Source organism: Porphyromonas sp. oral taxon 279 str. F0450, assembly GCF_000292995.1.
In the GTDB taxonomy this organism is placed as follows: Bacteria; Bacteroidota; Bacteroidia; order Bacteroidales; family Porphyromonadaceae; genus Porphyromonas; species Porphyromonas pasteri.
The window spans coordinates 214099-228737 of sequence record NZ_ALKJ01000019.1 but is presented as its reverse complement, the minus strand read 5'-3'; the positions used below and the strand labels follow the sequence as shown (position 1 = coordinate 228737).

At 52.5% G+C, this 14639-nt stretch carries 8 protein-coding genes and 1 pseudogene; all 9 read right to left on the bottom strand.

Translation table 11 applies throughout. The annotated features are described in order from the left end of the window. Positions 1-45: 45 nt before the first annotated feature. Positions 46-168, bottom strand: a pseudogene (locus tag HMPREF1323_RS09285) (pyridoxamine 5'-phosphate oxidase family protein); the annotation flags it as partial. Positions 169-252: 84 nt separating this feature from the next. After that, entirely contained in the window at positions 253-5949 is a 5697-nt protein-coding gene (locus HMPREF1323_RS04840; protein WP_009751914.1) for a DUF4011 domain-containing protein, read from the bottom strand. Positions 5950-6476: 527 nt separating this feature from the next. Next, a complete protein-coding gene (gene lpdA, locus HMPREF1323_RS04835) occupies positions 6477-8198 on the bottom strand; it encodes a dihydrolipoyl dehydrogenase (protein WP_009432894.1) in 1722 nt (573 codons plus the stop codon). A gap of 39 nt (positions 8199-8237) precedes the next feature. Continuing rightward, positions 8238-9356, bottom strand: coding sequence for a dihydrolipoamide acetyltransferase (locus tag HMPREF1323_RS04830; protein ID WP_009433010.1), 1119 nt, complete (start codon positions 9354-9356; stop codon positions 8238-8240). Positions 9357-9440: 84 nt separating this feature from the next. Then, entirely contained in the window at positions 9441-10445 is a 1005-nt protein-coding gene (locus HMPREF1323_RS04825; protein ID WP_009433142.1) for an alpha-ketoacid dehydrogenase subunit beta, read from the bottom strand. 42 nt (positions 10446-10487) lie between these two features. Further along, entirely contained in the window at positions 10488-11456 is a 969-nt protein-coding gene (locus HMPREF1323_RS04820; RefSeq protein ID WP_009432961.1) for a thiamine pyrophosphate-dependent dehydrogenase E1 component subunit alpha, read from the bottom strand. A 1040-nt stretch (positions 11457-12496) separates the two neighbouring features. Beyond that, entirely contained in the window at positions 12497-12901 is a 405-nt protein-coding gene (locus HMPREF1323_RS04815; RefSeq protein ID WP_009432905.1) for a DUF5606 family protein, read from the bottom strand. 87 nt (positions 12902-12988) lie between these two features. Beyond that, positions 12989-13633, bottom strand: a complete 645-nt coding sequence (gene coaE, locus HMPREF1323_RS04810; RefSeq protein ID WP_009433133.1) for a dephospho-CoA kinase — start codon at positions 13631-13633, stop codon at positions 12989-12991. Beyond that, positions 13611-14633: a CdaR family protein gene (locus tag HMPREF1323_RS04805; protein WP_009433036.1), complete on the bottom strand. Its 1023-nt coding sequence runs from the start codon at positions 14631-14633 to the stop codon at positions 13611-13613. Before HMPREF1323_RS04805 ends, coaE begins: the two co-directional genes overlap by 23 nt. Positions 14634-14639: the final 6 nt, after the last annotated feature.

The following is a 14639-nucleotide window of genomic DNA, read 5'->3' as shown; positions in this document are numbered from 1 at the left end:
TGGATAGCGGTACGCCACGATATGCTCGCCAATGCTCGACGCTCGGGGCTTACCCTCTTCATCGATCATCGAGAGGACACAGTACTCGCTCTCACGGAGTAGCTCCAGAGCACGCTCTTCATTAAGCAGGCGATCGTGACGCCGTACATCAGCATTATTATACTTCATCATCAGATATATCACTGGGCACAGATTGTAAAGACGACTGGAGAGTGGAGGTACCCTACTCTACCCTCTCAGATTTGCGAAAAACTATCTCGACAGTATCAGCTTTCCTTCATTCTCCAAGAGCAAACCACTCTGCTGTAATTGCTCAAGAGCGTAGGAGAAGGCAGCATCAACATTAGCTCCACGGCGAGAGAATCCCATGCGCTTTGCAGCAATAAGGGTCGCTGCATCAGGGGCGATCGACACATTCTGCTTCACCACTTCAAGGAGGACCTCCATCAGTTCGACCGAAGGGATCTCTTCTATCGAACGCTTTGCGATCGCAGTATTGGGGCGGTACCCCTTCCACTGCTCACCATCTTTCTGTGTAAGCCAAAGAGTCCGACCATCACGGTCAGAGACAGTGAAGAACATGGGCAGGAGGGCATCCACGATCCCCGTAATCGTCGAGCTAACTCGCGCAAAAGACTTGAAGGCCGCCACACGCTTCAAGAGGAGCAAATAGGTAATAGGCTGCTCTCGGTCTACGACCTCACGGACGAAGTCCTCCAGCGAAGTGCTGGTATAGCTATCGGTAGCGGGGTACTCCAGCGCCTCAGAAGAGCTTATCGGCTCAGCGATCAGATCTGCCTCAGTGATAGCGAAGGGAGAAGATACTGCTGTAGACTGCTGCTTCAGAGGGCGCTCTGGGAGCGACTTCAGTCGGGCAAGGATGCGCTCTATGACGAGGTCAGGCTGGCGGAACCAGTCCGGACTCCATACACGCATCACCTCCCAGTCGAGGCTCCCGAGTACGCTCGGCTGCACGACCTCACGATCTCGAGTCGTCTGAGTACGTCGGTAGGCTTCTCCATCGATCAAGATCCCTAAGCGATAGCAATCTGGTGCACTGGGCAAGGCTACAGCAAGGTTGACCTTGAAGTTCGAGCGTCCCAGTTGAGTCATCGCAGGATAGCCAGCCTTCTGTAAGCGATTAGCTATCTGCTCGGCGATGATGCGGTCGGCAGAGTCCATATCAGGCTGAGGGCGACGTACGAGCGTCTGTCGCTCAGCATACTCGAGGAAGTGCTTCAAGCCCTCTACGCCCTTAGCCTTCGTGCGGCGCAGATCAATCTGATCACTGGTCATCGTCGAGAAGACCAGCATTTCACAGCGAGCGCGACTGACGGCTACATTGAGGCGACGCTCACCCCCTGCCTTATTCAACGGGCCAAAGTTCATACTGACCTGCCCCGTAGCATCTGCACCATAGCCGATAGAGAAGAGGATGACATCACGCTCATCACCCTGCACATTCTCAAGGTTCTTGATGAAGATAGGCTCATAGAGCTGGTCGGCAAACTCTTGTAGCGAGGTATCACGAGCCATACGCTCGGTCAGCGTATCTTCAATAAGATTCTGCTGTGCGGCACTGAAAGCCACTATACCCATACTCTCCCCTCTCAAGCTATCATCACGCAGACGACGGCATACCTCATGGACGATCGCCTCAGCTTCGGCCTTATTCTGTCGGGTCTTCCCCTTATCATAGGTCCCCTTGATGTGAATGAATCGCACCTTCGTCGCTTGGTCATCTACTGAGGGGAAGGTAATGAGCTCCCCATCATAGTACTCATGGTTACTGAAGGCGATAAGGCTCTCGTGGCGAGAGCGGTAGTGCCAATTCAGCTGTAGCGAAGGTAGACTGAGAGCCTGGCAGTCCTGCAGGATGCTCTCCAAGTCATCGATACTCTCCTCTTCTTCCTCGACGGAGTTCGTACTGAAGAAGCTCGTTGGAGGCATCTGCTTGGGGTCTCCTACCACGATGAGGGCATTCCCTCGAGCTATAGCTCCTACAGCTTCACTGGTCGGCATCTGAGAGGCTTCATCAAAGACCACTAAGTCGAACTTCTCCGCCCCTAAGTCTATGTACTGTGCCACCGACATAGGGCTCATCAGCATACAAGGGCAGAGGCGCGGTAGAAGGTTAGGGATATCATCCAGCAGCTGGCGAATTGAAGTACCTCGCCCTCCATTGGCTATATTACGATTGAGGCGCCCGATCTCCGAGCTATTATCTATGTCCTCGTAGACATGGGGAAGCTGATTGGACAAGCGAGCATAGAGCATCTTCTTCGACAGCTCTTGGAACTCTGCAGTCAACTCCTTGTAGCGCTGCACCTGCTGATCAAAAAGCTCACCCTCAAACGTGCAGAGAAGCTCGCTCCGAGCTATCTTCTGCTCGGCTAAGGCACGATAGAGCCCCTTGAAGAAGGCTTGCATAAGCTGCGCTGCATCTACTCGCTTCGCCTCCACCTCGCGAATCACGATGTCAAGGCCCTGCGAGGAAAGTTCTCTACGCAGCTGTATCCAGCTATACCACTTCCCGACCAGCCCCTGATGAGTCTGCCAGCGAGAGAAGCACGAAGAAAGCGCCACAGAGAAGGAGCTATCGGAAGGGAACTTATACGATACCCAGGGCTCTGCCACCTTTATATACTGCGACCACTCACCGGAGAGAGCATCGAGCCCTCGGAGCTGATGCTTTAGCTCTTCAGTGAAAGCAGGCTTAATGGACTCTCGGATAGTGGAGACTGAGAGCTGTAGCCCCTCAGCAAAAGCCTCTACAGCCTTCACCAAACGAGGGAGGTAATCCAAGAGGCTTCCCAGCTCCGTAGTAGAAAGGCTACGTCCCAAAAGCTGGTGTATCCCTCCACTCTCTCCCGCACAGTGCTTAACTTCCTTCTGATACTCAAGCACACGCTCCAGATACCCTGCTACTGTCTGAGCTTGCAGCTTCTCACTGTAGAAGCGTATCTTCTTGAGGTAGCTACGGGAGGCAAAGAAGCGAGGTAAGAACCAAGAGTCTTCAATAGCCTTCCACTCTTGTAGGAGGCTCAGTGCATCTATCTCTAAGAACTCCTCACGGCAGTCAGCCGTGAGCATAGCACGGAGTTCATCACGATGCTTCAGATGCTCCCAGATCGAGCGCAGCTGGGCTCTCTGATGCTCATCAAAAGCAATAGCGGTGACAGATGAGTGCATCAGTGGAGAGGCTGAGATCTCTGAGAGGAGGTCTATACCAAGACGTAGACTTCGCTCACTATCCTCCAGATCTGCGCCAAAGATCTCCGTAAGGAGAATACGCGCACGCTGTATGCGTCCTGCGAGAGTCACACCTTCGTCAAGGAGACGTGCTAAGGTCTGCGGCTCTTGGATGCAGGCAAGTGTGGGCCACAAGCCAACCAGAGGATGCTCCGAGGGCTGCCCTGCAACATTGGGTACTGCGGGGAGCTTGCTACCAAGCAGCTCTTCGCAGTGTGTGATAAATCCCCCATCAAGATGTGCCAGCTGCTCATTCAATGCGACCTCAAGAGGCTCTACCTCATACGACTCATAGCGCGATATACATTCGTAGAGGGAGAGCTTGGCTCCCTCGCGATCCTTATGAAGACTCTCCATATACTGGATCAGCAGCGTACGACGCTCGTAGAGCTTCTGAGCTATGGAGTCATATTCCTCTGGCTCTCGGATCTTCGCCGCATGCAGAGCTTTATCCAGCTGCTCCAAGACATGCTTCTTCGTCACCTTGTTGGAGTGAAGCTCGAGGCAGAAGGGATCAAGGCCGATCTTCTCAAGTCGGCTCTGCACCACGCTGAGAGCAGCCATCTTCTCTGCGACGAAGAGCACTCGCCGCCCCTGGTACAGCGCATTGGCGATGAGGTTCGTGATCGTCTGTGACTTCCCCGTACCCGGAGGACCATAGAGTATGAAAGAGGAGCCACGCCCTGCCTCCAAGACAGCAGATAGCTGTGACGAGTCTACGGGGACAGGTAGAGCAATGCTCCCAGGAGTCAGATGTTTATCCTCCTCTGCCAAGTTCGTCTGCAGAGACTGAGGTTGCCACTGGAGCGAACCACTGACGAGGCTGGCGACGACAGGATGCGAGAGAAGCTCCTCACGGTGATTATGAATATCGTGCCACATCAGGTACTTATTGAAGGAGAACGTCCCAAGGACACACTCCTCCTCGACATCCCACTTACTCTGCTCTCGGAGAGCGTCTCGGACTTGCGCAAAGATGAGGAGTACATCGACACCATGCTCATCACGGGGAAGGGGATCAATCCCCTTGATGCGTATGCCGTAGGTCTGGCGGATATATTCGATGAGGGTGATATTGAGTGAGATCTCCTCATCTCGCTTGCGGATATAGTAGCGCCCACGCTTATAGACAAGATCTACGGGTAGGAGAAGAAGCGGAGCATAGCGTGCTCGAGGGCTATTCTTCTTCTCATACCAGCGAAGGAGTCCAATAGCAAGATAGAGCGGATTAGCCCCCGTCTCTTCCCTCGTCGTACTAGCATGACGATAGATATTCTTGAGGATCAGCTGTGTCTCATCCTCAGCGTAGTAGGTATGTAAGAGCTTCTGCCTCGTGATATCATTTAGAATCAGTGGCTCCAGAGAGCTAATCATACTGGAGCGAAGTAAGCGCTCTTCTCTATCTACTCGTACGACTCCCTCAGGAATAGGATGGATGCAGTACTCCGTATTCTCCTGCAAGTAGTCCTCTATCGAAGCGACATCGAAGGAGATGAACTGTATGGCACGGCTACGAACAGAGAGATTGAGGAAATTGTTGCGCAGGGAGAAGTCCAAGAGCTTCCGCTCCCAGATATCAAGCTTATTGACCTCCGTCTTATCGTCATAGGCACGATCCAAATCATATCGAGTGCGATGGGTAGCCTCGATGGCACAAGCCGTATGCTTAGGAGCTTCCTCGGGAGCCAACTTCCACGTACCACCCTCACTGAGGCGAGTTGGTAGCGAGATAATACCCTCCAAACGGCAGCGAGCTATGTCAATGAACATCTGAAACTCATTATCCCTCTTGAGATGCTGCCGAGCGATCTCCTGTGCATGCTCAAAGGAAGCATAGTCCTTAGTAAGATCCGTACACTCAAGTACAAGCATCTCGGAGATCCCGTCAGAGCATGCCTTCTCCAAGAAAGATGCATCATCACAGATGCTCTGACGGTAGCACACTTCGCTGAGCCACACACCGAGGAAGGCATGCCCACGCATGATCACGACCCCACTATTGATCCCAACCGCCTCCAGTACAGAGGCCATCAAGAGGGTCAGCTCAATACAGTTCCCCTGATGACTCTCAAGGACCTGATCTGCTAGCGTGATGCGCTGCCCGATAGCCTCATAGCTGGCAGGCACTGCGCGGTAGATAATCCCTTCTTGATGGAGCGCAGCAAAGATGGCGCTAACTTGCTCAACGACCGTATTGGGATCTCCATCTTGATACTCGACAAAGGCACTTGCCCCTGTCATCTGCTTGAGGAGAGCTGATGCCTTGACGACCATCCGCCCTACAGCAGGCTGATTGGGCACCACAAAAGAGGCCAGACACTGTGGAAGGATCTGCGTCCCCAGCCATTGATCAAATGCCATCAACTCCAGGTCATACTCCCGCGAAAGCAAGACTTCTTCCCCACTATAGATCTGTACAGTGAAGGAGGAGATGACACGCTCTGAGAGCTCAAGCAAAGCATCAGCCTTGGGGAGAACAGCGACATCAGAGATACGTACCGTGCTCCCACGATCAATACGACTATATAGAGCAGAGCGCTGCTCTTGGACAAAGCGCCCACCAATAGAGACACTGATATCCAGCAGGTCTTCCTCACCGACATTCGCGAGCTCTATACTGCTGCAGACTGGGATATGGTTGTGTAGGAGTGCGTAATTGACATTCTTGATATAGTCAATATGTAGCTCTATCATCATCGTAGGGGTCGTTAGTCAGGTAGATATGGGAAGGCAAAAGATAATGCCTCTCACCGCTATAACACTCAAAGATAGCTATATTTCAGAAGGTAGCTACATAGAGAAATCTCCACCTTTCCTCCAAGAAGAAGCCTTCCCTAAGAAGTGCAGTAGCTAAGAGAAATACCTCAGCAGAAAGCACTCTTATGAAGTCGGGAAAGTAACCAGTACTGATCCGAGAGGTGACCAGTACTGCTCCACTCGCTGACCAGTACTGGTCGATATACCCAACCAGTACTGCTCACTTCAGCGACCAGTACTGGTCGCAAAAGAAACTAGCTGAGGGAGGGTCATCGCACGGTCTTACATCTCCTATTTATCCATCAGATAATCAGCCAGCTATCTCTATAGCTCACTTCATAGCATCGCCTGAGAAAGATGCTTTTCCCTACCCTCGATAAAAAAGAAGCCTCCCCACCGCTTCGTGCAAAAGCAGTGGGGAGGCTTATCTTATCAGAGCATAGAGCTACAAAGAGCTCTACGAGAAGTTACTTCTTCTTAGCGGGAAGGTGAATAGCAAGACCCAGGGCGTCAGCGATAGCTTCATAGAGAGCTTCGGAGTAGGTGGGGTGCCCGTAGATCGTAGCGATGACTTCCTCAGCGGTAGCTTCCATCTCCATGATCAGCGAAGCCTGGCTGATCATTTCAGCAGCCATAGCACCGATGATGTGGATACCAAGGATCTCACCGTACTTGTTGTCGAGGACAACCTTGACGAAGCCTTCCGTTTCACCTGAAGCAAGTGCACGGCCGTTAGCAGCGAAGGCGAACTTACCGATGCGGACATCTCCGTACTTCTCACGTGCCTGGTCTTCGGTCAGACCGACCATAGCGACCTCGGGGCGCGTATAGACTACAGAAGGAGCGGAGAGCATCTTCAGGCCACGTTCGTTGCCATGGAGAGCGTTCTCAGCAGCGACTTCTCCCATGCGGAATGCCGTGTGAGCAAGCATCTTCAGACCGTTGACGTCACCAGGAGCATAGATACCCTTTACGCTGGTCTCCATGAACTTGTCGACCTTGATGCGACCGCGCTCAATCTCGAATTCGATCTCACCGACCCCTTCGAGATCAGGTACACGACCGATAGAGAGCAGAGCCTTTTCAGCTTCGATAGCCGTACCATCCTTGAGGATAGCAGCGAGCTTGCCCGAGCGGTCTTCGATCTTTTCGATAGCAGCACCGGTCAGGATCTTGATACCGCGCTTTTCGAGTTCGCTACGGAGCGTCTTAGAGACTTCCTTATCAAGAGCAGGGATGATGTAGTCAGCCATCTCGATGATCGTCACCTTCGTACCGAGGGATACGAGGGCTTCAGCCATTTCGACACCGATGACACCACCGCCGATGACGACGAGGCTTTCGGGACGCTCTTCGAGGCTGAGGATATCGTCACTGGTCAGGACTGCAGGATGATCGAGACCAGGGATAGGCAGACGACCTACCTTAGAGCCACCAGCGAGGATGATCTTGTCAGCCTTGATGATGTCCTTACCATCGACGACGACGTCCTTGTCACGGTTGATCTTACCGACACCGCGGAAGACTTCTACACCGTTGCTCTTGAGGAGTGAGTAGACACCGCCCGTGAGCTTCTTCACTACGCTGTTCTTGTAAGAGACGAGCTTCTTCATATCGACAGAGAAGCTGGTGTCAGCGAAGTTGATACCACGAGCTGCAGCCTGTGCTACACCGTCGAGGATTTCAGCGTTGCGAAGGAACGTCTTGGTAGGGATACAACCCTTGTTGAGGCAGGTACCACCGAACTCAGCCTTCTCAACGATAGCGACCTTAGCACCGAGCTGTGCAGCACGGATAGCAGCTACGTAGCCAGCAGGGCCACCACCGATGACGCAAAGGTGGTAAGAGCCTTCGAGGTGTACCAGAGGAAGTGCAGCACCTTCGTGCTTAGGACCTTCCTGCTTTTCAGGTACGATCTCATCCTTTGTGCGGACGGTCTCAAGGCTTTCGCCAGCTTCACCGATGTAACCAATAACTTCGGCGATGGGTACCGTCTCACCAGCCTGGTGAGTGATCTTGAGGAGCACACCCGAAGCTTCAGCTTCGAGCTCCATGCTCGTCTTGTCGGTCATGATTTCGAGGAGGACTTCACCAGCCTGTACGGGGTCTCCCTCGTTCTTGCGCCAGCTGACGATCTCACCTTCGGTCATATCTAAGCCCGTCTTGGGCATGATGATCTCTGTTGCCATATCTATTTAGGATCTTCTTTTGTGGTTCGAGTGGTTGATTTAAACGAGGAGAGGGAGTGGAGACTCCAGGGTAGCCTTCAGCTCCTGCATGAACTTAGCTGCACCAAGACCGTTTATGACACGGTGGTCGCTGGTCAAGCTCATCTTCATGATGGGGCGGATGACGACCTCACCGTTGCGTACGACGGGCATTTCCTTCGTCCCTGCGATGGAGAGAATAGCGGAGTTAGGCTGGTTGATGATCGAGGTAAAGGACTCAACACCATACATCCCCAGGTTGGAGATGGTGAAGGTGCTACCTTCCTGATCCTGCGGCGTAAGCTTCTTGCTAACAGCACGCTCGGTGATGTCCTTGAGACGGAGCATCAGGTCTACGAGACCAAGCTTCTCTGCCCCATGAACGACAGGCACCAGAAGGCCTTCATCCATACCGACCGCCATAGCGAGGTTCACATAGTTGTGAAGCTCGATCTGTGAGCCATCAGCAGAGAGTGAAGCATTGATATAGGGGTGATTCATCAGCGTGCGCACGACAGCGATGGAGATGATATCCGTGACAGTGAGCTTCTTGCCCGTCTTCTCCTTGATAGGCTCGAGGAGCTGCTTGCGGAGCTTCGTAGCTTCGTACATATCGACCTCATAGTTCAGGACGAAGGTAGGAGCTGAGAAGTAGCTATCTGCCATACGCTTAGCGATGACGCGACGCATCATGTTCATCGGTACGATCTCGACTTCACCTGGAGCGGCGGCGATTGCAGAGGCAGCAGGTGCAGGAGCTTGAGCTGAAGCAGCGGGAGTGGCTGCCGATGCTGCAGCTGGAGCGGCGGCAGGAGCAGCAGGCTTATCCTGCGTGAAGGGATCGATGATCCCCTCGAGGTTGGGGTAATAGCGATCTCCAAGGACAGCAGCTACATCAGATCGCGTGATCTTCCCACGGAAGCCCGTCCCCTTAATCGTAGAGGTATCGATGCCAAAGGCATCAGCGATCTTCTTAGCCAGAGGAGTGATGCCACCTGCCTTCTCGTAGCTGAATTCAGCTACGTCCTCAGCGTGGATACGCCCCTTGTAGCCAGAGCCTGCGATCGCATTCAGGTCGACTCCCATGCGGTGAGCCAATGAGCGAGCTGCAGGTGTGGCTCTTAGTTTATCATTTCCCATATTCAGATTATTCTTATGACGTATAGCCCTCACCTGTGATTGGGGTAGAGGGCTATACGCGGATAGTATCTTCGTGTGCGACGATTAACGCTTGTCGTAGAGGCGCTCGATATACTTCAGGATGCGGTCAACATCGGGGAGCATAGCGACCTCGAGAGAGTGGTTGTAAGGCGTAGGGATATCCTCAGCGGCCAGACGCAGGATGCGGCTATCGAGATAGTCGAAGGCACCGCTCTCAGCGATAGAAGCTGCGATCTCACCGAGGAAACCACCCGTCTTGTGAGCATCGTTTACGAGGAGTACACGACCTGTCTTGCGGACAGACTCAATGATCGTCTCACGATCCAGCGGAGCCAGCGTCATGAGGTCAACCACTTCGACCTCGATACCCTTCTCTGCAGCCTTGTCAGCAGCGTTGAGGACGCGCTCCAGCATACGGCCGTAGGTAACCACGGTGACATCCTTACCGACACGCTTGATATCAGCCTTGCCAATAGGCAGGACAAAGTCAGGAGAGGTAGGTACCTCACCCTTCATGTTGTACTGAGCCTTGTACTCAAGGAAGATCACAGGGTTGTTGTCACGGATAGCGGCCTTCAGCAGCCCCTTGACATCTGCAGGGGTACCTGGAGCTACGACCTTGAGACCAGGGATGTGGCAGAACCATGATTCGAGACTCTGAGAGTGCTGAGCAGCAGAGCCCAGACCCGAACCAGCAGCACAGCGGAAGACAACGGGCACAGAACCCTTACCACCGTACATATAGCGGGTCTTAGCAGCCTGGTTTACGATGTTGTCCATCATGTACACGATGAAGTCCATAAAGGTCACGTCGACGATAGGACGCATCCCCGTCAGAGCAGCACCGACAGCACAACCCGAGATAGCGTTCTCGGAGATAGGCGTGTCACGTACACGCTCACTACCGAATTCCTCCAGCATACCGACTGAGGTACCGAAGTCACCACCATAGACGCCGACATCTTCACCGATAAGGAAGACGTTCTCATCGCGACGCATCTCTTCGCTCATCGCTTCGATGATGGCGTCACGTACGGACATCACCTTTGTTTCTTGTCCTTCTATCATAATAGTCTATTCTTTTTCTTAGGGTTAGTGAAGAGCAGTGGCCTATTCAGTGAAGATATCTTCGAAGGCCGACTCGGGAGCGGGCTCAGGTCCCTTACGACCATACTCGACAGCGGCATCAATAGCCTTGTGGCTCGCGGATTCGATAGCATCGAGCTCCTCGGCCTTAGCCAGCTTCTTATCAAGCAGGTAGTTGCGGTACTTGAGGATAGGATCCTTCTTCTTCCACTCATCTACCTCTTCCTTAGTACGATACTTACCAGGGTCAGAGGTTGAGTGACCGTACCAGCGATAGGAGATGGCTTCGACCAGGACAGGACCCTTACCAGCACGTACATCCTTGATCACCTTGTCCATCGTCTCACGTACAGCTAAGAGGTCATTACCATCTTCGATGAAGACGCCTGGGATACCATAGGCGGCAGCACGCTCATAGACATGCTTCGTACGCATCACAGAGCTGATAGGCGTAGAGATGCCATAGCCGTTATTGATGCAATAGAAGATCACAGGGAGATTCCAGATGGCTGCCATATTCAGCGTTTCATGGAAAGATCCTTCGTTGGTAGCGCCGTCTCCGAAGCAGCATACGACGATCTTACCCGTGTTCTTCATTTTCTGAGTGAGGGCTGCACCGATAGCGATACCCATACCGCCACCGACGATCCCATTGGCGCCGAGGTTGCCGGCGTCGACATCAGCGATGTGCATCGAGCCGCCCTTCCCCTTACAGACACCATTTGCCTTACCCATGATCTCAGCCATCATACCATTCAGGTCAATGCCCATAGCGATACTCTGACCGTGGCCACGGTGATTGGAGGTAATGAGGTCGCCCTTCTCCAGACCAGCGATAGCACCGACGTTAGCAGCTTCTTCGCCCACGGAGAAGTGCGTCATACCAGGGACTTCCCCACGACGCACCAGCTGGTTGACCTTGTTGTCGAAGTTGCGGATATCCTCCATCATGCGGTACATATCCAGCAGTTCTTCTTTCTTGAGTTTAGCCATAACTGTATTCTATTTAGATACTTATTTGATCTTCTATTTCTGCAGCGCCTCGGCAGCACTTCCATCTTAGCATTCAGGAGGAGCACTACTACAGGCTTATGCGTCGTGATTCAGGAGCATCTCCATGCTCCAATAAGGGAAAATAATCCGCATTAACCCTCCGTATTGTCATATTGACTATGCAAAGATATGCATTACGCATAAATCCCATCACACCGCAGCCTCTTCAGATGAGTTTTCACCGCTCCTCAGCCCCAATTCTAAGAGAATTTGTATCTCATTTTGAGCCTAAAATGCGGCTTTTAGCAAGTCAACCAAGAATCCGAAAAGTGACTTTCAGTTAGAAAACAGCAAGAGAATCAGATGGTTCACTCATTAGCCACTCATTTTAATAAGCTTGAGCTATTCCTTCATTCACCCTATCAATAGCTGCTACTTTAAATAGAGACTGTTGCCGCGAGTCCTGCCCTCTTTTTAGCGTGCTAAGGCATCGCGCGCCCAGCTCCCCGATATGCCCCTCCGAAGAGATACACAAGCCCTTCGCCTTATCGCGCGTATTCCTCTGATCCAGCGGAGGGAAAAGTGTCCTTCACGTGAAGAAAAAGCGCCTTCCCATAGTGGGTTTCATTTATCTATGCACGTAGTCTTAAAGACCAGGTACGCAAATCCAAAGATCCACGTACGTAGATATTAGAGCTACGTATGTAGTCCAAACTTATCTGCCACTCGTCCACAACTTTTATCCCTATGCGGAGCAACAACCTGGTATAGGTCACTTCACAAAGCTATATAGGAATCAGTCCAAAGCTATATAGCTTTCTTCCCCATCCTATATAGCTCTACCCACGTACTCAATAGGTGATTTAGTGAGAATCGCACTCCTCTGAGAGGGAAAATGAATAGATTCCCCTACCCTATTTATCTATCTTAGATATATCAAGTAGAGCATGATGCCGCTAAGGGTGGATATAAAAAGCCACCGCACACAGCTGGGATAGCTGCGTGCGGTGGCACAATGATTCTTTTAGATAGCCGAGAGCTTACTCTGCTTCGTCTTGGTCTGCAAAGTCCGTGATACCGGCCTCGATGAGGATGTTGTACCAAGTGTAAAGCTTCTTGATGTCCGAGGTGTAGACACGCTCGCGGTCAAAGTTAGGAATCACTTCACCAAACGAGTTGCGTAGCGCATCGCTATCCTTGAGGAGTTCTTCAGACACTGCTACACCAGCCTGCTTCTCATGGAGACGCGTGAGGACTTCCGAGAGAGCAATATCTTCGCCGTCAGTGAACATGGAGATATCACCAAGCGATACCACACGGTCCTTGGGCAGAACGGGGATACGCTTCTGAGTCTGGAGCGACTCGACGATGAGCGTATTCTTGCCGGAGGAGAGGAGACGATAGAGTCCAGGCTTGCCTGAGATAGAGAGAATAGTCTTCAACATATAGGATCTTATTTGAGCGGAAGGCTGGCTGCCTCCCTTGATGGGTGCAAAAATAGGGATATTTGAGTGAATAGCCACTGAGAAAGCTCAGTCGAGGAGCTTATCAAAGAGACTATCAAGCTGGGGGATGAGAGGATGAGCCTCATCATTATATATCAGGAAGTCTGCACGCTGAGCTAATTCCACCTGAGACATCTGATGCTGCATGCGAGCACGGACAGCGTCCTCACCTACACCATCACGCATCATAGCTCGCCGCAAACGAAGCGTATCATCAGCAAGGACAGCCAAGACACCATCGGCATAGGCATCAAGACCAGCATCCAGAAGCAAGGCACTCTCTAAGGCACACAAGCGTTTCCCTTCTGCGCTGAGCCCTTCGCGCCAAGTGACAAAGTCGCGACGCACAGCAGGATGCACGAGGGCATTGACTTGCTCCAAAAGAGAGCGATCGGCGAAGATCAGTGATGCCAGCGCCTTCCGATCCAGTAATCCCGAAGGAGCATAGATACCTGCACCACAAAGGCTAATCATCGCTTCTCGGAGCTCTCCATCAGTATCGTAGAGGGCCTTAGCACGGCTATCGGTATCATAGACGGGGATGCCACGCTCCTCAAGTAGACGAGCTATGTAACTTTTTCCGCTACCTATCCCCCCTGTGACCCCCAGCGTGTAGATACCATGAGAGGTACGAGCCGAATGCAGAGGACTACTTGCGCTCTTCGATGACATACTGCACACGGTCAGGAGTCAAGCGATAGTGCTTGAGCCAATCAGGCTTCTGCACAAGAGTGATGGGGAGCTGACGAGGAGTTTCCCCAGAAGCATTGCCAGCCGTCACGAGATCGGGATAAGCTACAGCTATCTTCAGCTCCTCAGGCTTAATATCCTTGTAGCGTGAGCGAGGTAGCGTGAGCTGGATCGTAGCTACTCGAGGTAAGGGCAGAAGAACGAATCCCTCTGGAGCACCTGTCACCTCGACGGGAAGTGTGAAGGTCTGCTCCGTAAGCTGCTCTACGGGGACATGGACCTGCACCACATTGGTCGAGGCATATACTCCATCTGGGAGGAGAAGGCGCACCTTCGTCGTCGTCGTCGCCTTCAGCACATGCTCCTCGAAGGGAGCTGTAAGAATCGTAGTCAACGTATCTAAGGCCTTCCCCGAAGCAAATACGGTGATCTCCGTTGGAGTAAGCTCAATATCACCGATGGCATAGCCCGTAGCGACCTGCGGCAAACTTCCCAACGTGATCGGAAGCACCTTACGATGACGACGGTAAGCCGTCACATTAATTGAAGCGGGTGAGATGGAGATGACACGAGCTGATGTAGCGAGTCGGCTCCGCACTTCTCCCGAGAGGGCAGAAGCCGAAAGCGAGAAGCCCGCGATGATCTGATGATCACGCTGCAGGCGAAGGCGGATAGGAGCCAGTCCACGAGTCGTATACTCCAAGAGATGCCCCCCTTCATCCTCTAAGCTGACCTCAATATACTCAGGTAGCTTCGTCTGCATACCCACCTCGGGTGGGATGGAATCATACACCACGGGGATATGCAGCGTATAGGTAAAGCGACGCTGAAGGCTCTGCACGAACCAGAAGGTAGCAGAGAGCAAGACAAAGACGAGGAAGATAAAGAGCTCCCTACTCCTACGACGCTTGGGCGGGGAGGAGTTCAGCTTTCGGGCTGATAATGGGACTCTCGGAGGGGAGTTCTTCAGATCTAATCGCATAGCTCG

Bases quoted from the DNA above. Each gene is read 5' to 3' on its own strand.
- coaE (WP_009433133.1), bottom strand. From the start codon at position 13,633: ATGTCATCGAAGAGCGCAAGTAGTCCTCTGCATTCGGCTCGTACCTCT.
- lpdA (WP_009432894.1), bottom strand. From the start codon at position 8,198: ATGGCAACAGAGATCATCATGCCCAAGACGGGCTTAGATATGACCGAA.
- HMPREF1323_RS04825 (WP_009433142.1), bottom strand. From the start codon at position 10,445: ATGATAGAAGGACAAGAAACAAAGGTGATGTCCGTACGTGACGCCATC.
- HMPREF1323_RS04830 (WP_009433010.1), bottom strand. From the start codon at position 9,356: ATGGGAAATGATAAACTAAGAGCCACACCTGCAGCTCGCTCATTGGCT.
- HMPREF1323_RS04815 (WP_009432905.1), bottom strand. From the start codon at position 12,901: ATGTTGAAGACTATTCTCTCTATCTCAGGCAAGCCTGGACTCTATCGT.
- HMPREF1323_RS04805 (WP_009433036.1), bottom strand. From the start codon at position 14,633: ATGCGATTAGATCTGAAGAACTCCCCTCCGAGAGTCCCATTATCAGCC.
- HMPREF1323_RS04840 (WP_009751914.1), bottom strand. From the start codon at position 5,949: ATGATGATAGAGCTACATATTGACTATATCAAGAATGTCAATTACGCA.
- HMPREF1323_RS04820 (WP_009432961.1), bottom strand. From the start codon at position 11,456: ATGGCTAAACTCAAGAAAGAAGAACTGCTGGATATGTACCGCATGATG.